Annotated in this window: 19 protein-coding genes and 1 pseudogene; 13 read left to right on the top strand and 7 right to left on the bottom strand. The window is 33.0% G+C overall.

Annotation, left to right across the window (positions count from 1 at the left end; all coding sequences use genetic code 11):
* The first annotated feature begins 284 nt into the window (after window positions 1-284).
* From leuC to leuB, 4 genes are all read left to right on the top strand, one after another.
* Complete coding sequence (gene leuC / locus APR43_RS09855) at window positions 285-1,679, top strand: 3-isopropylmalate dehydratase large subunit (RefSeq protein WP_053471490.1); 1,395 nt, start codon at window positions 285-287, stop codon at window positions 1,677-1,679.
* Window positions 1,680-1,844: 165 nt separating this feature from the next.
* Window positions 1,845-2,441 (top strand): 3-isopropylmalate dehydratase small subunit, encoded by a 597-nt coding sequence (leuD, locus tag APR43_RS09860; RefSeq protein ID WP_053471491.1) that lies wholly within the window; start codon window positions 1,845-1,847, stop codon window positions 2,439-2,441.
* Between the two features lie 257 nt (window positions 2,442-2,698).
* On the top strand, window positions 2,699-4,222 hold the full coding sequence (locus APR43_RS09865; RefSeq protein ID WP_053471492.1) for an alpha-isopropylmalate synthase regulatory domain-containing protein: 1,524 nt from the start codon (window positions 2,699-2,701) through the stop codon (window positions 4,220-4,222).
* A 113-nt stretch (window positions 4,223-4,335) separates the two neighbouring features.
* The gene (leuB, locus tag APR43_RS09870) at window positions 4,336-5,397 is read left to right on the top strand and encodes a 3-isopropylmalate dehydrogenase (RefSeq protein ID WP_053471493.1); all 1,062 of its coding nucleotides are present in this window, start codon (window positions 4,336-4,338) and stop codon (window positions 5,395-5,397) included.
* A 139-nt stretch (window positions 5,398-5,536) separates the two neighbouring features.
* On the opposite strand, the gene APR43_RS09875 is transcribed toward leuB, so the two are convergent.
* Window positions 5,537-5,896 carry an RNA recognition motif domain-containing protein gene (locus tag APR43_RS09875; protein WP_053471494.1) on the bottom strand — a complete coding sequence of 120 codons (360 nt, stop codon included), beginning with the start codon at window positions 5,894-5,896 and terminating at the stop codon, window positions 5,537-5,539.
* Between the two features lie 120 nt (window positions 5,897-6,016).
* Window positions 6,017-6,520 carry a DUF6252 family protein gene (locus APR43_RS09880; protein ID WP_053471495.1) on the bottom strand — a complete coding sequence of 168 codons (504 nt, stop codon included), beginning with the start codon at window positions 6,518-6,520 and terminating at the stop codon, window positions 6,017-6,019.
* A gap of 190 nt (window positions 6,521-6,710) precedes the next feature.
* On the opposite strand from APR43_RS09880, the gene APR43_RS09885 reads away from it, so the two are divergent.
* From APR43_RS09885 to APR43_RS09900, 4 genes are all read left to right on the top strand, one after another.
* Window positions 6,711-7,283 (top strand): 30S ribosomal protein S16, encoded by a 573-nt coding sequence (locus tag APR43_RS09885; RefSeq protein WP_053471496.1) that lies wholly within the window; start codon window positions 6,711-6,713, stop codon window positions 7,281-7,283.
* Between the two features lie 15 nt (window positions 7,284-7,298).
* Window positions 7,299-7,823, top strand: coding sequence for a ribosome maturation factor RimM (gene rimM, locus APR43_RS09890; protein WP_053471497.1), 525 nt, complete (start codon window positions 7,299-7,301; stop codon window positions 7,821-7,823).
* Between the two features lie 195 nt (window positions 7,824-8,018).
* On the top strand, window positions 8,019-8,345 hold the full coding sequence (locus APR43_RS09895; RefSeq protein WP_053471498.1) for a four helix bundle protein: 327 nt from the start codon (window positions 8,019-8,021) through the stop codon (window positions 8,343-8,345).
* Between the two features lie 164 nt (window positions 8,346-8,509).
* Complete coding sequence (locus APR43_RS09900; RefSeq protein ID WP_053471499.1) at window positions 8,510-9,217, top strand: tRNA1(Val) (adenine(37)-N6)-methyltransferase; 708 nt, start codon at window positions 8,510-8,512, stop codon at window positions 9,215-9,217.
* Here the strand turns inward: APR43_RS09900 and APR43_RS09905 are convergent.
* The 4 genes from APR43_RS09905 to APR43_RS09915 all read right to left on the bottom strand — a co-directional run bounded on the left by APR43_RS09905 (window position 9,214) and on the right by APR43_RS09915 (window position 14,943).
* On the bottom strand, window positions 9,214-10,509 hold the full coding sequence (locus tag APR43_RS09905; protein ID WP_053471500.1) for an HlyD family secretion protein: 1,296 nt from the start codon (window positions 10,507-10,509) through the stop codon (window positions 9,214-9,216). The genes APR43_RS09900 and APR43_RS09905 overlap by 4 nt on opposite strands.
* A gap of 2 nt (window positions 10,510-10,511) precedes the next feature.
* Window positions 10,512-12,704 carry a peptidase domain-containing ABC transporter gene (locus tag APR43_RS09910; RefSeq protein ID WP_053471501.1) on the bottom strand — a complete coding sequence of 731 codons (2,193 nt, stop codon included), beginning with the start codon at window positions 12,702-12,704 and terminating at the stop codon, window positions 10,512-10,514.
* Between the two features lie 472 nt (window positions 12,705-13,176).
* On the bottom strand, window positions 13,177-13,338 hold the full coding sequence (locus APR43_RS24455) for a hypothetical protein (protein WP_165590685.1): 162 nt from the start codon (window positions 13,336-13,338) through the stop codon (window positions 13,177-13,179).
* A gap of 42 nt (window positions 13,339-13,380) precedes the next feature.
* Window positions 13,381-14,943, bottom strand: coding sequence for a vitamin K epoxide reductase family protein (locus APR43_RS09915; protein ID WP_053471502.1), 1,563 nt, complete (start codon window positions 14,941-14,943; stop codon window positions 13,381-13,383).
* A gap of 259 nt (window positions 14,944-15,202) precedes the next feature.
* Here APR43_RS09915 and APR43_RS09920 point away from each other — a divergent pair, with 259 nt between their 5' ends.
* Window positions 15,203-15,349 (top strand): rSAM-modified peptide, encoded by a 147-nt coding sequence (locus APR43_RS09920; protein WP_088636405.1) that lies wholly within the window; start codon window positions 15,203-15,205, stop codon window positions 15,347-15,349.
* 44 nt (window positions 15,350-15,393) lie between these two features.
* Here the strand turns inward: APR43_RS09920 and APR43_RS09925 are convergent, their stop codons facing one another.
* A complete protein-coding gene (locus tag APR43_RS09925; RefSeq protein ID WP_053471503.1) occupies window positions 15,394-17,154 on the bottom strand; it encodes an AraC family transcriptional regulator in 1,761 nt (586 codons plus the stop codon).
* A 170-nt stretch (window positions 17,155-17,324) separates the two neighbouring features.
* On the opposite strand from APR43_RS09925, the gene APR43_RS09930 reads away from it, so the two are divergent.
* From APR43_RS09930 to APR43_RS09945, 4 genes and pseudogenes are all read left to right on the top strand, one after another.
* Window positions 17,325-18,506: an acyl-CoA dehydrogenase family protein gene (locus APR43_RS09930; RefSeq protein ID WP_053471504.1), complete on the top strand. Its 1,182-nt coding sequence runs from the start codon at window positions 17,325-17,327 to the stop codon at window positions 18,504-18,506.
* Between the two features lie 86 nt (window positions 18,507-18,592).
* Window positions 18,593-19,375: a DUF3050 domain-containing protein gene (locus APR43_RS09935; RefSeq protein ID WP_053471505.1), complete on the top strand. Its 783-nt coding sequence runs from the start codon at window positions 18,593-18,595 to the stop codon at window positions 19,373-19,375.
* Window positions 19,376-19,439: 64 nt separating this feature from the next.
* Window positions 19,440-20,207, top strand: coding sequence for an SGNH/GDSL hydrolase family protein (locus APR43_RS09940; protein ID WP_053471506.1), 768 nt, complete (start codon window positions 19,440-19,442; stop codon window positions 20,205-20,207).
* Between the two features lie 289 nt (window positions 20,208-20,496).
* Window positions 20,497-20,880, top strand: a pseudogene (locus APR43_RS09945) (helix-turn-helix domain-containing protein).
* The last annotated feature ends 100 nt before the right edge of the window (window positions 20,881-20,980 follow it).

Consider the following 20,980-nt stretch of genomic DNA (forward strand, 5'->3'; position numbering starts at 1 on the left):
CTTATATTTTATAGTGATTTTGAAATAAATTTGCAAACTATTAAAACAAAAAACAATCAAAGAAAATTAAAGTCGAAAAAGAAAAACAAAGTCATTTTCTAAATCATTTTTCTGCCAAAATTGAAGCTGCAAAAGCGGTTTAGCAATTTGTATTTTAGTTTGGGTATCGTATATAATGAAATATCGAAATTGACGCTTTTGTATCTTTTTTTACTTTTGTTTTGCTATTATAATGAACAGGAAATTGCTGTGGTTATAGAAATTACAATTAAAAAAAATAAAAAATGAGTAAGACATTATTTGACAAAGTATGGGATTCACATGTAGTGCGTAAAATTGAAGATGGACCAGATGTGTTTTTTATTGACCGCCATTTCATTCATGAAGTTACGAGTCCTGTTGCTTTTTTAGGATTAAAATCAAGAGGCGTTAACGTTTTATACCCACAACGTACTTTTGCAACTGCAGATCACAATACCCCAACTATAAACCAACATTTACCAGTTCAGGATCCTTTATCAGCAAATCAGCTTCAGGCTCTTGAAGATAATGCGGCAGAATACGGAATCTCGCACTGGGGATTAGGTCATCAAAAAAATGGTATTGTACACGTAGTGGGTCCTGAAAACGGAATTACTTTGCCAGGTGCTACTATTGTATGTGGTGATTCACATACGTCTACTCACGGTGCTTTTGGAGCAATTGCTTTTGGTATCGGAACTTCTGAGGTTGAAATGGTACTTTCTACTCAATGTATCATGCAGCCTAAACCAAAGAAAATGCGTATTAACGTAAATGGTCAATTAAGCAAAGGTGTTGGTCCAAAAGACGTTGCGCTTTATATTATTGCTCAGTTAACTACTTCTGGAGGAACAGGATATTTTGTTGAATATGCTGGTGATGTTTTTGAAAACATGACTATGGAAGGTCGTATGACAGTTTGTAATTTAAGTATCGAAATGGGTGCTCGTGGAGGAATGATTGCTCCTGACCAAACTACTTTCGATTTCCTTGAAGGAAGATTATACGCTCCAAAAGGTGAAGCTTGGACAAAAGCTGTTGAATACTGGAAAACTCTAAAAACGGATGCAGATGCTGTTTTTGATGCTGAATTAAACATCAAAGCTGAAGATATCGAACCAATGATTACTTATGGTACTAACCCTGGAATGGGAATTGGTATCACAAAACATATCCCAAGTGCAAAAGAAGTTGAAGGTGGTGAGGAAACTTACAAAAAATCTTTGGCTTACATGGGCTTCCACGAAGACGACGTAATGATTGGAAAACAAATTGATTATGTTTTCTTAGGAAGTTGTACAAACGGACGTATTGAAGATTTTAGAGCTTTCGCTGAAATTGTAAAAGGAAGAAAAAAAGCAGATAATGTTACCGCTTGGTTAGTTCCGGGTTCTCACGTTGTTGAAGCTCAGATTAAAGAAGAAGGTATTTTAGATATTTTGACTGAAGCTGGTTTCGTATTACGTCAACCGGGTTGTTCTGCTTGTTTAGCAATGAACGACGATAAAGTTCCTGCAGGAAAATATGCGGTAAGTACTTCAAACAGAAACTTTGAAGGTCGTCAAGGTCCTGGTTCAAGAACACTTCTTGCAAGTCCAATTATGGCTGCTGCCGCTGCTGTTACCGGAAAACTAACAGACCCGCGCGAGTTATTTTAGATTGGAGATTTTAGATTTCAGATTTCTCACTTTGTGAAATCTTCATCTAAACTTCTTCAAATAAAATTGATCAACATTATTTAATACAAAACATTTTTAGGTTCCGAGTTTAAGTTTTCAAAAGAAAATCTAAAATCTAAAATCTAAAATCTAAAATTCCAAAAAATGGCATACGATAAATTTACTATACTTACCAGCAGTGCAGTGCCACTGCCAATTGAAAACGTTGATACAGATCAAATTATTCCGGCTCGTTTCTTAAAAGCTACAAAACGTGAAGGTTTTGGAGACAATCTTTTTAGAGACTGGAGATATAATGGAGATGATACTCCAAAAGCTGATTTCGTTTTAAACGATTCAACTTATTCTGGAAAAATTCTTGTTGGAGGAAAAAACTTCGGTTCTGGATCTTCAAGAGAGCACGCTGCTTGGGCAGTTTACGATTACGGTTTTAGAGCTGTGGTTTCTAGTTTCTTTGCTGATATCTTTAAAGGAAACTGTTTGAATATTGGTGTTTTGCCAGTACAAATCAGCCCGGAGTTTGCTGAAACTATTTTCAAAGCAATTGAGGCTGATCCTAAAACAGAATTAGAAATCAATCTTCCAAACCAAACTATTACTTTATTGTCAACTGGTCAGCAAGAATCTTTTGCTATCAACGGATACAAAAAGAACAATATGATTAATGGTTTTGACGACATTGATTATTTACAAAATATTAAAGAAGAGATTGTGGCTTTCGCCGATAAACTTCCTTACTAATAGAAATCTCATTCAGGATATTAGACCCGACAGGTTTCAAAAACCAGTCGGGTCTTTCTAAATTAAATGAGAAAAAATAGAACGTGGATGAAACAGATTTGCTATGGCAAAAACGCAGGTTAACGCGGATTTTTATTTTACTTAATACTAAAAATCCGTTTTTATCAGCGTCTTCGCAAAGCAAATCCGTAAAATCAGCGTCAAAATTAAAACATGGATATCAATAAAAATCCAACGTTAGAAATTACAATATCAATATGGAAAAAAGAAAAATTGAAATAATGGATACGACACTCCGCGATGGTGAACAAACCTCAGGAGTTTCATTTTCTGCTGCAGAAAAACTAACCATTGCGCAATTGTTGCTGGAGGAATTAAATATTGATAGAATCGAAATTGCTTCAGCGCGTGTAAGCGAAGGAGAATTTCAAGCCGTAAAAGGCATTACTTCATGGGCAGAAGAACGCGGTTATATTGACCGAATAGAAGTCCTTTCGTTTGTTGACGGCGGGGTTTCGATCGACTGGATGAAAAAAGCCGGTGCCAAAGTACAGAATTTGTTGACCAAAGGTTCAATGAATCACTTAACCCATCAGTTAAAAAAAACACCCGAACAGCATTTTTCTGAAATTGCTCAAATCATTGCTTTAGCAAAAGAAAACAATATTGAAACGAATGTTTATTTAGAAGACTGGAGCAACGGAATGCGAAATTCTCCTGAATACGTGTTTCAATTCCTGGATTTCTTATCTACGCAGCCAATAAAAAGAATTTTACTTCCGGATACTTTAGGAGTTTTAATTCCGTCTTTGGCTTTTGAATTTATTTCTAAAATCAGAGCAAAATATCCAAACATCCATTTTGACTTTCACGCTCATAACGATTACGATTTAAGTGTTGCCAATGTTATGGAAGCTATTAAAGCGGGTATAAACGGACTTCACGTTACGGTAAACGGAATGGGAGAACGTGCCGGAAATGCACCGCTTGAAAGTACGGTTGCTGTTATAAACGATTATCTGCCAGAAGTAAGCATCAATATTAAAGAAACTTCTTTATATACGGTAAGCAAATTAGTGGAAACGTTTACCGGATACAGAATTCCTGCGAACAAACCAATTGTGGGCGATAATGTCTTCACGCAAACTGCCGGAATCCACGCTGATGGTGACAACAAAAACAACTTATATTTTAATGACTTACTTCCGGAACGTTTTGGAAGAAAAAGAAAATACGCTTTAGGAAAAACTTCGGGAAAAGCTAATATTGAAAAAAATCTTCAGGAATTAGGTTTAAAACTAAATCAGGAAGATTTGAAATTGGTTACCCAAAGAATCATCGAATTAGGCGATAAAAAAGAAACTGTTACGAAGGAAGATCTTCCATACATTATTTCTGATGTTTTGGACAGTCATACTTACGAAGAAAAAATAAAAATCGAGTCCTATATATTAGTACACTCAAAAGGAATGCGTCCGTCAACGACCTTATGCTTAAAATTTGGCAGTGAAATCATCGAAGAAAATGCGCAGGGCGATGGTCAGTTTGATGCTTTTATGAATGCTTTATCAAAGATTTATAAAAGTAAAAAACTTACGCTTCCTAAATTAATTGATTACGCAGTAAGAATCCCGCCCGGAAGTAGTTCTGATGCCTTGTGCGAAACTATTATCACCTGGGTAAACAACGGAAAAGAATTTAAAACAAGAGGATTAGATTCAGATCAAACTGTTGCCGCGATTATCGCAACACAAAAAATGTTGAATGTAATTGCCGATTAGAGGTACAAAGGTTCAAAGGCGCAAAGGAACAGAGGTTTTTAATCTTGTTCTCAAACCTTTGAACCTTTGAACCTTTGCCACTATGAACCTTAAAAATAATAAATACTTAAAAAATGAAATTTAACATAGCCCTTTTAGCAGGAGACGGAATTGGTCCTGAGGTAATAAATGAAGCTGTAAAAGTATCTGATGCTATTGCAAAAAAATTCAATCACGAAATCACATGGACTCCTGCTTTGACTGGAGCTTGCGCAATTGACGCAGTTGGAGTTCCTTATCCAGATGAAACACACGAAGTTTGTATGAAAGCTGATGCCGTTTTATTTGGAGCAATTGGTCACCCAAAATACGACAATGATCCAAGTGCGCCGGTTCGTCCAGAACAAGGTTTATTGTTGATGCGTAAAAAATTAGGTTTATTTGCTAATGTACGTCCAACTTTTACTTTTCCTTCTTTAATTGATAATTCACCTTTAAAAAGAGAAAGAATCGAAGGAACTGATTTAGTTTTCTTAAGAGAATTAACTGGCGGAATTTACTTTGGAGAAAAAGGAAGAAAAGATAACGGAGATACTGCTTTTGACAATTGTGTTTACACACGTGCAGAAGTACAGCGTTTAGCTAAAAAAGGTTTTGAATTAGCTATGACGCGTAGCAAAAAATTATGTTGCGTTGATAAAGCAAACGTTTTGGAAACTTCACGTTTATGGAGAGAAACAGTTCAGGCTATGGAAAAAGATTATCCAGAGGTTACGGTTTCTTACGAATTTGTTGATGCTGTTGCAATGCGTTTGGTTCAATGGCCAAACTCTTATGACGTATTAATTACTGAGAATTTATTTGGAGATATCTTAACTGACGAAGCTTCTGTAATTTCAGGTTCAATGGGATTAATGCCTTCTGCTTCTGTTGGAGAGCATACTTCTTTATACGAACCAATCCACGGATCTTATCCACAGGCAACTGGATTAAATATTGCTAATCCATTAGCTACAATTTTATCTGCAGCTATGATGTTCGAAGATGCATTCGGACTAAAAGAAGAAGCTGAAGCTATTCGCGCTGTTGTAAACAAATCTTTAGAACAAGGAGTTGTTACCGAAGATTTAGCCTCAAAAGGATCAAAAGCTTACAAAACAAGCGAAGTTGGTGACTGGTTAGTTGCTAATTTATAATAACAACAAATCGTAGAGGTGCACAGCAGTGCATCTCCTCGGTATGTTAGACGCACTGCTGTGCGCCTCTACAGAAAAAATATCACAAAAAAAAGGGATCAACTTTCGTTGATCCCTTTTATATATTTAGAAAAAAATATTAATATCCTCCTCTGTTACCACCACGGTCATTTCCACCACGGCTGTTTCCTCCACCATAACCTCCGCGTGAATCTCCACCACGGCTGTTATTGTTGAAGCTTCTTCTTTCACCTTCAGGTTTTGGTTCAGATTTATTAACTACAATCGAACGACCTTGAACAGTAGCTCCGTTCAATTCATCAATTGCTTTTTGAGCTTCAGCATCGTTTGGCATCTCAACAAAACCAAAACCTTTGCTTCTTCCAGTAAATTTATCAGTGATAATTTTAACTGAATCTACTGCTCCGTAAGCCTCGAAAGACTCTCTTAAATCTGCTTCCTCAATACTGAATGGAAGGCTTCCAACAAAAATGTTCATATGTACTTATTTATAATAATGTAGCAAATGTAGTCTTATTTTTCTGTAATCTACTATATATTAGTTTATTTATGTTTTTATTTTGATTTTGAAAATCAGCTGGTAAAAACATCGTATTTACTAATTTTCTACAACATCATCTTGAAAAAGACCAGCTGCTTCAATTGGAACTTTATAAAAAACACCTTCTGTAAAGTTAATTTTTGGATTCTCGGTATCGCTTTCATCTTCATTTATTGCCGTAAATTTAAATGTTCCCGAAATAGTATTAGTATCTGTATCGTACTCTGTAATAACAATTTGTCCGTTACCAATGTTTGTTCCTGTAGAAAATGAAGACAATTCAGCCGGCAGCGTATTTTCGTAAGATGCTTTTGAAGTTTCATTAACTCCTAAAATAAAAGTTTGTTCTGCAGAAGAAGCCGTTTGCAAAATAACATTTTCATATCCTAAAGATCCTTCAATAACAACAGTCCCGTTTGCACCAAAATAAGCTTTATAAGTTTGAGCTCTCCAGAAAACATTATTTTTCAGCGTTTGAAAAGCAGGATTATTGAATTTTATATCTTCTGTACAAGATGTAAGCAGCACTAAAAAAAATAAGAAGTAAAAATATTTTTTCATATATTAAGATGAATTTAATGCAAAAGTATCGCATTATGAGGTAAATATTTAAATTTTAAAGTCAAAAAAAAGCTAAAAATCTGTCTTAAATATATTTAATACTTTTTGAAACGGATAATTGATAAAAAAATTATATCTTTGCGCCCTTAATTAACAGAGGTCGAGTACCTCAAAATTTAATCATAAGATTATGTCAGTAAAAATTAGATTACAAAGACACGGTAAAAAAGGAAAACCTTTTTACTGGGTTGTAGCTGCAGATGCACGCTCAAAAAGAGATGGTAAATACTTAGAGAAAATCGGTACTTACAATCCAAACACAAACCCAGCAACTGTTGAGTTAAACCTTGACAGCGCAGTTAAATGGTTACACAATGGTGCACAACCAACTGATACTGCAAGAGCAATCCTTTCTTACAAAGGTGCTTTATTGAAACACCACCTAGATGGAGGTATCCGTAAAGGAGCTTTAACTCAAGAACAAGCTGATGCTAAATTAGCTGCTTGGTTAGAGGCAAAATCTGGAAAAGTTGATGCTAAAAAAGATGGTTTATCAAAAGCGCAAGCTGATGCTAAAGCAAAAGCTTTAAAAGCAGAAAAAGAAGTTAACGCTAAACGTTTAGCTGCTGCAGCTCAGGCTGAAGCTGATGCTATCGCTGCTGCAACTCCTGCAGTTGAAGAAGAAGCTGCTGAAGTAGAAGCAGAAGCTGCTACTGAAGAAGCTCCTGCTGCTGAAGAGAATAACGAAACAACTGAAGCATAATTTTAGCTAGCGAGAATGCGTAAAGAAGAATGTTTTTATTTAGGTAAAATCGCTAAAAAATTTAGTTTCAAAGGTGAAGTTCTGATCTATTTAGACACAGACGAACCTGAGTTATACGAAAATCTGGAATCAGTGTTTGTTGAACACAACAAACACTTGGTTCCTTTTTTTATTGAAACAAGTTCTTTACACAAAAACGACTTTCTTAGAGTTCGTTTTGAAGATGTAAATAATGAGGAAGAAGCTGATGCACTTGTTGGCAATGCTATTTATCTTCCTTTAACTATGTTACCAAAACTTTCTGGTAACAAATTTTATTTCCACGAAGTTATTGGTTTCGAAATCGAAGACCAGCGTTTAGGTGTTTTCGGTAAAATTACTTCAATTAATGATTCTTCTGCACAGCCTCTTTTTGAAGTTTTAAATGGTGAAGTAGAGATCTTAGTTCCAATGATCGACCATTTCCTGGTTAAGATTGACCGAGAAAATAAAAAGGTTATCATGAACCTTCCTGAAGGATTGGTTGAGATGTACTTGTAAATTAAATTCCAAATTTTAAAATTCCAAATTCCAAAACTGAAAGATTAAATCTCAATTTTTGAAATTCCAAATTCCAAGAATACAGAACACTTATATAATTATATTTTTGAAGGAAAAAACTTATATTTAAATTGTTTTAACTATTTTTAAGCCCAATATTGGAATTTGGTATTTTAAAATTTTGAAATTAAAACTATGAAACCATACGATTTAGAAGAACGAACATTTTTGTTTGCAAAAGACTGTAGAAATTATATTAGAAGTTTATCAAAAACAACATCAAATATTGAAGATGGTAAACAATTAATCAGATCATCTGGCTCTGTTGGAGCTAACTATATTGAAGCAAACGAAAAACTTGGGGACAAAGATTTAGTTTTTAGGCTCAAAATATCCAGAAAAGAAGCTAAAGAATCTAAATATTGGTTAAGATTACTTCACGAATTAAATCCAGATCAAAGATCAGCTTCCGACTCACTATTATTCGAAATAGAAGAATTAAGAAAAATTTATCTGCAATAATTACTAAAACTGCAAAGCAATAAATGACAATTTAATCTTATTTTTGCGGTTCTAACTACATAATTAAATCCGTATTGCATTTGGAATTTGGAATTTCTTTTTTTTGAAATTTCCCTTTTTTCAGTTTTGGAATTTGGAATTTAAAAATATTGGAATTTTAATTTATGTTTTCATTCAAGCAATTTTCTGTAAAACAAGACAAAACAGCTATGAAAGTAGGCACTGACGGCGTTTTACTTGGTGCTTGGACTCCCATTCAACATAATCCTTTCAGCATATTAGATATTGGTGCAGGAACTGGCATTATTGCTTTAATGCTGGCGCAGCGAACTCATGCCGAACAAATTGATGCGCTTGAAATTGATGAAGATGCATACGAACAAGCCGTCGAAAATTTTGAAAATTCTCCTTGGGGTGATCGTTTATTTTGTTTTCATGCCGGATTAGATGAATTCATTGAAGAACCGGAAGACGAATACGATTTGATTGTTTCAAATCCGCCTTTTTATGCCGAAGATTATAAAACGGAAAATGAACAGCGAGATTTAGCACGTTTTCAGGATGCAATGCCATTTGAAGAAATCGTTGAAGCTGCTGATTTACTTTTATCTGAAAACGGAATTTTAGCCATAATTCTTCCTTACAAAGAAGAAGAAAAATTTATCGCTTTAGCAAAAGAAGCTGAATTGTATCCTATAAAAATTACACACGTAAAAGGAACTCCAACTTCATCAATTAAAAGAAGCTTATTGGCTTTTAGCCGAAATGAAACTGCTGAAATCGAAATCGATGAGTTAACAATCGAAATTGACAGGCATGTTTATACACCAGAATATATTGAGTTGACGAAGGATTTTTATTTGAAATTCTAAACTTGTTCAAAAATACTTTTAAACTGATACAAAATTCTTTCTATTAAGCGTAAATCTTCGGTTACGATTTCGGCACTTCCCTTCATTTCCTGCTGAAACAGAATTTGTTTGTTATAAGAAGTTTTTAATCCGTCTGGCAGAGCAACATCTATCAGTAGATTTCCATCTTTGTCCGGTACTAAAGAAATATTCTGAATCTTTCCTTTTAAAACCCCAAATTCCCTGTCTGGAAAATTAGCCAGTCGAATATTGACTCTCTGCCCTGTTTTTATTTTTCCTGAGTTTAAAGCCGGAGCTTTTACTTTTCCTATAAAACCATTTTTAGCATCGGGAATAATAGAAAAGACATTATCACCCAAATTTATGGTTTGGTTTTCTGTCCAAACCTGTAAAAAAGTAACCTTCCCGCTAATGGAAGATTTTAAGGCATAAGCCAGTTCCCAGTCTTTTATCACTTTTTTTAGCTGATAAAACGACTGCGCCATGTTTCTCCCCAGATTAACCTCTTCTTTAGTACTGTTTGCCTGCGAACTCTGACTTGATTTTGTATTATCTATAAGAGAAGACCTCAATTGAGAAATCGAGGATAATAAGCCTCTATAACTCTTTTGTGCTTGAAGAAAACTTAGTTTTTTAACTTCCATTTCCTGAGCCGAAATGATGCCTTTATTGAATAATATTTCAAAACGGGCCACTTCATTCTTTTGAAGCTGGAGTTCACTTTCGTTAAGTGTTTTTTGCTGCTGCAAAATTTCTAATCTTTCTTTTATTTGGATTTTTTCAGAGATCTGCGCTCTGTTTTCAATTGCAAAAGGCTGCAGGTCATGATTTAATTCCTGTGCCTGATAATCTTTTTGAAAAACAGCATAGGCACTTTCTATTTCTCCCAGCTGTGTATTTTTTAATTTTGAAAACGGAAATTCTGCTTTTGGGTCATTAATATTATAATTATCAACGATACTTTTCAAAAGAAAAACATCGTTGTAATTTGCCGTATTTTCTATAATTGCGAGTGTACTGTTTTTAGATACAATCGATTTATTTTTAACTAAAATAGCTTCAATACGTCCAGATGATTTAGCAACAATTTTCTCTGGCGGAATATTAGTTGTAATCACAATTTCGGTATTGACAACATCCGGGTATTTTATAAACCAGGAAACAAAAAAGAGCATCAGTATGATTACGAAAATCAAAACCGTTCCCCAGCGGATCATCCAGTGCGGCACTTTGGTGAGAATGTCCTGAACTTCCTCACTTCTTAATTCGAATGTACTATTATCTTCTTCCATGATTAATTTCCTAACTGCAATTGATTTTTAACCAATTCAAAATAATTTCCTTTCTGTTCCACCAATGAGGAATGCGAGCCTATTTCGATAATTTTCCCTTTTTGTAAAACCACAATCTGATCTGCATTCATAACAGTACTTAACCTATGCGCAATTACAATTACAGTTTTGTTTTTAAAGAAAATGTCCAGTTTCCGCATAATCTCTTTTTCATTATTAGCGTCTAAAGCTGATGTGGCTTCGTCAAAAAATAATATTTCCGGATTTTTGTAAACCGCTCTCGCAATTAAAAGTCTTTGTTTTTGTCCTGTACTCATTCCTGTTCCTTCTGCTCCAATTTTAGTATTGTAACCAAGAGGAAGTTCGCTAATATATTCTTTAATATTGGCAACATCTGCAGCATAAACCAATCGTTCTTTATCCACTTTATCTACTCCAAAAGCGATATTATTAGCTATTGTATCACTAAAAATATAACCTTCCTGCATTACAGCTCCAATATTGGATCGCCAGGCTTTCTGCGAAATGTTTTTCAACTGTGAGCTGCCAATATTGATTTCGCCTTTTTCAGGCTCATAAAACTTAAGAAGCAGTTTCATTAAAGTAGTTTTTCCGCTTCCGCTCACACCCACTATTGCAGTTACTTTATTAGCCGGAATCACAAGACTTAAATCATCTAAAACCGGAATATCCGATCCTAAATAACGATATGAAAGGTTTTTAATTTCAATATTAGAATCATACGGAACATCATTTGTTTGATGAACTTCCTGCTGGGTTTCATCTTCCTTTTCATGAATTTCAGATAATCTTGCCAGAGATATTTTAGCATCCTGCAATTCTCGCACAAATTCAATAAGCTGTGTAATTGGGCCATTTAAACTTCCTACTATTGAACTTATAGCCAGCATCATTCCTAACGTTATCGAGCCGTCGATTACCAATTTTGCAGATAAAAAAATGATAAAGATATTTTTTAACTCGTTGATTACGGAAGATCCTATAGATTGTGTCTGCTCTAAAACCAATCCTTTTATCGAAACCCGAAACAATCTCGCCTGTACATATTCCCAGCCCCAGCGTTTTTGTTTTTCGGCATTATGGAGTTTTATTTCCTGCATACCGTTAATGAGTTCCATTACTTTGCTTTGTTCCTGAGAAACTTCAGCAAAACGCTTATAATCTAAAACTTCTCGTCGTTTTAAAAACAGTGTAATCCATCCAAAATAAAGAATACTGCCCGCAAAAAATACTAAGAATATCTTTAAATTAAAGTAGGCCAAAACACCACCCAAGACAAACATATTGATTACAGAGAACAGCACATTTAAAGATGATGTGGTCAGTATTTTTTCGATTCTGCGATGATCGTTGATACGCTGCATGATATCTCCTGTCATCCTCACATCAAAAAACGAAATAGGCAGATTCATTAGTTTAATAAAGAAATCTGAAATTAGAGAGATATTTATTCTGGTTGAAAGATGCAGTAATATCCAGCCTCTGATAAGCTCGAGACCAGTTCTTCCGGCAAAGAGAAACAGCTGCGCAAAAAGAATTAAATAAATGAAATGGATGTTCTGATTTTGAATTCCCACATCGACAATACTCTGGGTCAAAAACGGAAAAATAAGCTGCAGTAAACTACTCGCCAAAAGTCCAATACTCAGCTGAATTAAAAAGGATTTATACCGAAGTACATATTGAGACAACATTCCAAACCCTAAACCTTTATTGTCTTCTTTATCAAATTCTGACTGAAAGAATTTTGGTGTAGCTTCTATAAGTAAAGCAATGCCTTCTTTAGTAGAATCATCGGCATTGTTTCCAATCCAGAATTTAAGAAAATCTTTTTTATTATATTCAATTAATCCAAAACCAGGATCTGAAATATAGTAAGTTCCTTTTTTTATTTTATAAAGTACAACGTAATGATTTTTGTTCCAATGCAGGATACATGGCAGAGGTGCTTCTTCGAGTCTTTCTGCATTTAACTTTACACCCAGAGTCCTAAAACCAATTTTCTCGGCAGCATCGCTTAAAAAAAGCAAATTACTTCCTTCACGAGTTGTCTCGCTGCTGTCGCGCAACTCCTGAATGTTGATTGTTTTACCATAATGTTTGGCTATAATCTTTAAACATGTAGGTCCGCAATCTTTAAAATCTGCCTGTTTATAATTGATGAATTTTTTCAATTCTGATATTTGGGTTTATTTTACAGCAATATTATACAAAATTTCTTAAAAATATAAATGAAGGTTTAATTAAATAGGATAATTAAGGTTTTTTACAATTAAGCCTGATACAAAATAAGAAAGATTTATTTTTCGCAGTCTTATGTTGATGACAAAAAAAAAGAGAGAATTTCTTCTCTCTTAATATTCAATTATATTTTAGTAATACCAATTTCTCTAGGAGATGGCACTTGATCAGCCCTAACCAAATAAAACCGATCCAAGTGACCAATTATCCTGAGAATCCCGACACCAATCATCAATGTTGGGATAAATTGCTCAATGTTCCACGATCGAGCGCCTACAAATTAAAAAAAACATGACTAAATTTTAAAAAGGCTTTATTGTATATTACTTTAAATAATTTAAAAAATTGGCAGCAAAGTCAATTAACTTCTTTGCTGAATTCTACTCTAACAATAACCGTACTGTTTTAATTCAATTCTGAAAAAAACTCTGTACAATCATCATAAACTATTATCGAATTTGCATCACATTTAGATGATATTTCTTTACTAAAGATATCAATTATAGTTTTTTGCTCACTAGCACTTATTTCTTGTGTGCCTTCCAGGTTTAATATATTTTTTAGCATAACTGTAAATTTTAATTGTTAGAGAATTTATCAAATGTCAAACTAGGCAATTCTTTCTAGTACTGTTGTTTCTTTTTCCTCGACAAAATCGTTTAAAAAGTATTTCAATTCGCTTAATTCGTATTCATTAGGAAACAATCTTTCGTTAACAATTTTTATCGGAGTGTAATTAAAGTTGTTTTTAGAACACCACTCATATTGTTTGTTTATTTCCTGATTTATCATCATGCTGACATTATCAACATTCCATTTTTTTAACCATTTTTTCAAACTCATTTTTTTAATATGCCAGTCTGAAATGGCTTCAACTGTTTTTCCCGGAGTTGATCTGTTTATTGTTAAAAGTCTTTCAACAACTGCTTTATATGGATTGTCTGCATTTTCAGGATTAATGTTGAATAAAACACTTAAATATATTTTATCCGGAAATTTTAAAACTAAGTCAAAAGCTTCCTGAAACGTTTTATGACAATGAACACAACTCGGACTTATAATTATGGCCAGTTTTACAACAGCACTTCTGTTTCCAAAATTTAATCCTCTTAAATCTTCAAATCCATTTTGATGCGAAACTTTTTTAGATAAAAAATTCAGCAGTGAATAGTTTCTTTTAAATTTTTTAAGCTCCTTTAAAGAGTTTTCATTATTTAGAACATCTTTAGCAATTGATTTTACAACAAATGCAATTGGTATTAAAAGAATTAAAGAAAATAAAAACGGAAAAATAGTACTGAAACTAAAACTTAATGTAAACAAGTCTGATGAAAACCAAATTATACTTTGTGTAAATATTAAAAAGGAAACCATTAAACACATTACGCACCATCTTTGAAGTTCAAATTTTTGAATCCAAATTGAGGATACAATTATTGGAATCGCCAATAGACTTAAAAATCCAACAAAAATTGACGAGTTAGCAGGTTGTACTAATATTGAAATAAAACTTGCTCCAAAAAACAAAAGCGGTAAGTCTGAAAAACTAATCCATCTATTTTCATAATTCTCGCTAAAACTCAAAACAGAGTTACAAGAAGAATTTGTACTTAAATTGCAAAAGTTTGTAATAAGATTGTTCTTAAAACCAAGTTTTTCCTGAACAATTAAAATACTCACAATTAATCCTAAGGCTGATGTCAGCAAAAACACAGTGCTAAAAATACTGTATGAACTGTAAAAAAATGATAATCCTGCTACTAGTATAAAAGGTATAAGATATTTTAACCAGTTTAATTCAACTTTTAAATTTTCTCTTGCTACTACATTATTCGGTTCAATTGCAACAATTACTCCATTCCAGTCTAAAAGAAATTTCTCGTATGAAATTTTTTGAACACCTTTTTTAATTGTATTAATTCTAACAAAATCTTTTGCCTTTTCAACTAAGATTAATTCCTCTTTAAAATAAGCTAAAAAGTTTGTTGGTAAATCAACTATTTGTTCCTTTGGAACTCTTATTGCAGCATTCTCAATCGACAACAAATCAAACGAATCTGTTATCGCAAATAAACTTGGATAATTAGGGTGTGAAAGAAACAAGTCTTTAAACTCGTTTTTCACATCCGAATATCTGTTTATTTGTAGAAATTTTTGGATAAGTTTTAGCATCTTTGAAACCTGTTTTAAATCGAATTACAGTACAAATATTGCTGTTTTTATTCGAAAAAAATTTCTCAAAGCACACATTTTATATATTATACTACATACAATTTATAAATTATAGTAGTTATAATCTAATCATAAATAACTGATTTACAATTAATTAATCTTTTATTGGTTTCAAAAAAGAGTTCAAAACCCAATTCTCGATCAAGAGGTTTGCATTTTCTTTAGTTTTGATAAATCAGTAACCGTAACATGTAAAAAGATGGCAAATATTAAATTAAATTTCGAAGATTTTGAGACAGAAAAGTTATCAAAAAATCAACAAAAAATGGTAGTAGGAGGAGATCCAATACCGCCGGGTAGTGCACCTGTTGATCCTGGAAAAGGTGGAGGAAGTGGTACTACATAAAATTTGAACCTTATTATTAAGTGTAAATCACTAATAAATAAATTCTAAATGTTATTCGCAAATTGAGCTGGAGATACTCCAGTTCTTTTGCGAAATGACTTAGCAAAAGATACTGCATTTTTAAAGCCCACACTTTCGGCAATAGCCTGTGTTGAATATTTTCGATACATATGGTTTGTGATCATCTCATTAATCACATAATTGATTTTTAATTCATTTGAATATTCCCCAAATGATTTACCAAATCTCTTATTTACAACATAAGATAAATAGGTTGTATTTGTTTTTATCTTTTTTGCAACATACGACAGCGTAAAATCGGCATTTAAGTATTCTAGTTTATTTTCAAGAGCTAATAGTTTTTCTACTATTTTATTCTCTTTTGCCTCATCAATACTTAGCGTAACATTCTCTTTTTTGAGATGAATTTCTTCCAGCTCAAACATTTCCTCTTCAAGTATTTCTTCCGGCAGAATCTCAGAATTATTTTTCTTCTCAATATTTGCTTTAAATTCTTCTATTAAAGCATTCATTTTTTTATGTGCTTTGTTTTTATCCCTTATATTTTTAATTAATAAAAAGACAATTGCCACAAATAATAAGACATAAAAAACTTTTAAACCTCTGCTTAGAAAAACTTCATTTTTATATTTTTTCTCTATACTAACCATTTCATCTGTTAAATCATCAACACCTTGCTTATAGTTAACTTCAAGGGCTTCTGTATTTAACTTTGCTTCAAATTTTTCATAATTATCCAAATAAATTCTCGAATGCTTATAAGCAAGTTCCGGTTTTTTCTGAATGTTATAAATTTTGGCCTGATAAAAATTAGATTTGAGATAATCTATTTCATTGACTTTTGTTATTTCTGAAAGTGAATCGCATTTTTTAAAGAAAACAAGTGCTTTATCATACTTTTTTGTAGTGAAATAAACATCTCCCAGATTATAATTTGCAACGCATAAAATGTCTTTTTGATTGTTTTGATTCGACAAAAACACAACATCATAATAAGTTTTTTCTGCGTTTTTGTAATCTCCTTTCCAATTATAGATATTACCCAGGCTCAATTTTGCCTTTATTTTATTCTCAGCAAAGTTTTGGGAGTAATTTATAGATTTTTTATAAAAATATTCTGCAGAATCCAGCAAGTGTTTTTTACTTACATTTTTCATGTAGTAGCTTTCATAAGAGCTTCCTAAACCAGTATTGACATTACTTTTATAATTCAACAGCTGTTCTTTGGTAAAAACACTTTCATTTTGGTCAATAAAATCATTAAGCTGCTTTAAATTCCTGATGGCCAGTTGATAATTCCCAACTCCTTCATTAATTAATGCAATATTAGCTTTGAATTTAAATATCTGTTTGACATCATTAATCTGCATAGAAAGCTTAATTCCCTGCTGATAAATTTCAAGAGCTTTGCTAAAATTCCCTCTTTTCCATTCAGATAAGCCTCCATAATTGTATATATAGGACTTTAGTTGTGTTTTATCTCGGGATTCCGGCATTTTTTCTAAGTAAAAAAATGCTTTTTTATATTTTTCCTGAGATTGTTTTACATCTCCTTTCATTTGCAGCAGGCTTGATATCGCTGCATTTGCAAAAGCTAAATGTTTATTATTATTAGATCGTGCTAATTGATTAGCGTATACAAGGGCGCTATCGACATTTGCATTAAAGTTTAGTCGAATTTTATCCTGCAATATAAGATACTCCTCTTCAGTCAGTGCATTTATGTGTTGTGCAAATGCAGTATTAATAACAAAAAAAAGTACAAAAGAGATGATCAGCCTCATTCAATTTATGTTTTTTTGGAATCTCAAAATTAGGTTATAAATTATCAATAAACTAAAATTAATTTACCTTATTTGTGATTATTTTTTAACTAATGTGTAAAAATATAACAATTTAACTTTGTTTTGTTATATTTTTATTGCGTAAATTTGTTTTGTAAAATTACTCAAAAATGAAACCAGACTTATTTCAAGCTCCAGATTATTACAACCTTGACGATTTGTTAACAGACGAACATAAATTAGTTCGAGAATCTGCACGTGCGTGGGTTAAAAGAGAAGTTTCTCCTATTATTGAAGAATATGCTCAAAAAGCAGAATTTCCTAAGCAAATTATAAAAGGACTTGGAGAAATTGGCGGATTCGGGCCGTATATTCCTGTTGAATATGGAGGTGCCGGTTTAGATCAAATTTCTTACGGCTTAATTATGCAGGAAATTGAAAGAGGAGACTCTGGTGTAAGATCAACTTCATCAGTACAATCTTCTTTAGTAATGTACCCAATTTGGAAATACGGAAACGAAGAACAACGTATGAAGTATTTACCAAAACTGGCTACTGGTGAATATATAGGATGTTTTGGATTAACAGAACCAGATCACGGTTCTGATCCGGGAAGTATGATTACCAATTTTAAAGATATGGGAGATCATTATCTTTTAAATGGTGCCAAAATGTGGATTTCAAATGCTCCCTTTGCAGATATTGCTGTTGTTTGGGCAAAAAATGAAGAAGGAAGAATTCACGGTTTAATTGTAGAACGCGGCATGGAAGGTTTTACAACTCCAGAAACTCATAATAAATGGTCGCTTCGCGCCTCTTCAACCGGAGAATTAATTTTTGATAATGTAAAAGTTCCAAAAGAAAACCTTTTACCAAATAAATCTGGTTTAGGAGCTCCGCTTGGCTGTTTAGATTCAGCACGATACGGAATTGCCTGGGGAGCAATTGGAGCAGCAATGGATTGTTACGATACTGCTTTAAGATATGCTAAAGAAAGAATTCAGTTTGGAAAACCAATTGGAGGAACTCAATTACAGCAAAAAAAATTAGCCGAAATGATTACCGAAATCACAAAAGCACAATTATTAACCTGGCGTTTAGGCGTTTTGAGAAACGAAGGAAAAGCTACAACAGCTCAAATCTCGATGGCAAAACGTAATAATGTAAATATGGCGATTCAAATTGCCCGCGAAGCCAGACAAATGTTAGGCGGAATGGGAATTACCGGTGAATATTCAATTATGCGCCATATGATGAATCTGGAAAGTGTTATAACTTACGAAGGAACTCACGATATTCATTTATTGATTACCGGAATGGATGTAACTGGAATTCCAGCATTTAAATCATAAACATCTATTAAAATATATATAAAAACAATATAAAAAAGCTTCTTCTAACCGAGAAGCTTTTTATATTTGCCCCAAAATTTACATAAATGAATATTGAAACTATAAACAATAGCATTCAACCTCAAAAAGAACAGCTTTTAAAACATTCATTATACAATAAAATCCAAACGATTGATGACTTACACAGCTTTGTAGAAAATCACGTTTTTGCAGTTTGGGATTTTATGTCTTTATTAAAAGCTTTACAAGCCAAACTTACTTGTACTACAACACCTTGGTTTGCTACTAAAAACCCAGAAACAAGATATTTAATAAACGAAATTGTTCTTGCCGAAGAAACAGATTTAAGCATCGACGGAAGAAGACAAAGTCATTATGAAATGTATCTTGAAGCAATGGAAGACTGTGGTGCAGACACTACAGAAATCAATAATTTTTTAGCTTCGGTAAATTCGCTTCACAACATTTTTGTTGCTATTAAACAAAGTTCACTTCATCCAGAAATTAAAGCTTTTCTTGATTTTACTTTTAGAGTTATTGAAGAAGGAAAACCGCATCAAATTGCCGCAGCATTTACTTTTGGAAGAGAAGACTTGATTCCGAGTATGTTTACCGAAATCCTAGGCAACTTTCAAAAAAATCTTCCAGATACAGATTTAAGCAAATTGCTTTATTATTTTGAAAGACATATAGAATTGGATGCCGATGAGCACGGACCAATGGCAATGCAAATGATTACGGATTTATGTGAAGACGACGCGCAAAAATGGAAAGAAGTTGAAGAAGTTTCAATTCTTGCTCTGGAAAAACGCATCGGACTTTGGAATGCCATTGAAGAACAAATTCTAATGAAAACAGAAATGGTCTAAAAACCATAACAACATATTTAACGTAACTATTTGTTTAAACCAGCCAAATTAATTTAAACAAATTATGAAACCGCAATTCAAACAAATAGTTACCGTTATTCTTTCAGCATTTCTATTAAGCTGCAGTCCAGAAGAATCTTCTTCAGAAACTCCCGTTTCACCAAAACCTGTAACTCCTCCTCCAACAACACAAATTCCCACAACGCCTATCTCTAAATCCGTAAATTATCTGGCTTTAGGAGACAGTTATACCATTGGTCAAAGCGTTTGCGAAACCTGCAGATATCCAGAACAGCTAAAAACCAGTTTAAAGGCAATTTATCCTGAAACCAGTTTTTCATTAAAAGTAATCGCTACAACAGGCTGGACCACTAATAATTTACTTACTGCGATAAAAGAGCAAAATCCAGACTCAAATTATGATTTGGTAACTTTATTAATTGGTGTAAACAATCAATATCAAGGAAGAGATTTTTCTATATATGAAAAAGAATTTCCGGAATTAGTCACAAAAGCAATTGCATTGGCCAAAGGCGACAAAAAAAATGTGGTCGTACTTTCTATTCCTGATTATGCTTACACTTCTTTCGGAATGATGTTTGGAACCGATGGAAGAATGAAAATCACCGAAGAAATTAATAAATACAACGCCTTTGCCGAAAATTACTGCATGATTAATAACATAACATTTGTTTCTATTACAGACATTACCAGAAACGGATTAATCAATACAAGCCTTGTTGCGAGTGATGGTTTACATCCTTCAGAATCTGCTTACGCGATGTTTGTGGAGCGTATTTTGCCAAAGGTAAAAATGGCTTTACAGGATTAATTTTTTCTTTTAAAGAAGCAGAAATTTAATTTTCAAAAAACCAATTGTCCCGCTATAGACTTTATCTTTTGTGGCCTCGTTAAAGAAACGAGACCACAAAAGGATACCGTTTCTATCGGGGCTAGTCTAGAAATTTATTTCTTTTAAGACCTTTTGCCTTGTAATTTAGATTTTCAGATAAAACTCTCCAACAGATTTACATCAATAATGAAAACCGTATCTTACAAAAACGAGCCTGTTTTTTACTAAAATCTATTTTTTTTAAAAAATTTTTAAATACCTTTGATTCATGAGCACAGCAACAAAACCATATCATATAGGGCGAAAAATTAGCCGTATTCGTGAACTGAGAGACATGAAACAAGAAGCTTTGGCACAAGCTTTAGGAATGAGTCAACAAACTGTTTCGGCTATGGAAAACAGCGAAACCATAGACGAAGACAAACTGAAAGAAGTCGCAAAAGTACTTGGAATGACCGTTTAAGCAATTAAAAACTTTTCGGAAGAAGCTGTAATTAATTATTTTAATAATATTTACGATCAAGGAGTTTTTAACACTGGTAATTATTGCAACTTCAATCCTTTAGACAAAGTTATTGAACTTTATGAGCGTTTAGTTCAGGCTGAAAAGGATAAAAATGAATATTTGGAGAAATTATTAAAAGAGAAATAAATCTTTTATAAATATAAACTTTCTGATTCTATTTACATAAATAAAGCTCAAAAAACTTATTTATTAATATTTGCTTTGAATTTCAAATCTGTTTTTTTAA

Source organism: Flavobacterium sp. NLM, from assembly GCF_002210235.1.
GTDB classification, from domain to species: domain Bacteria; phylum Bacteroidota; class Bacteroidia; order Flavobacteriales; family Flavobacteriaceae; genus Flavobacterium; species Flavobacterium panici.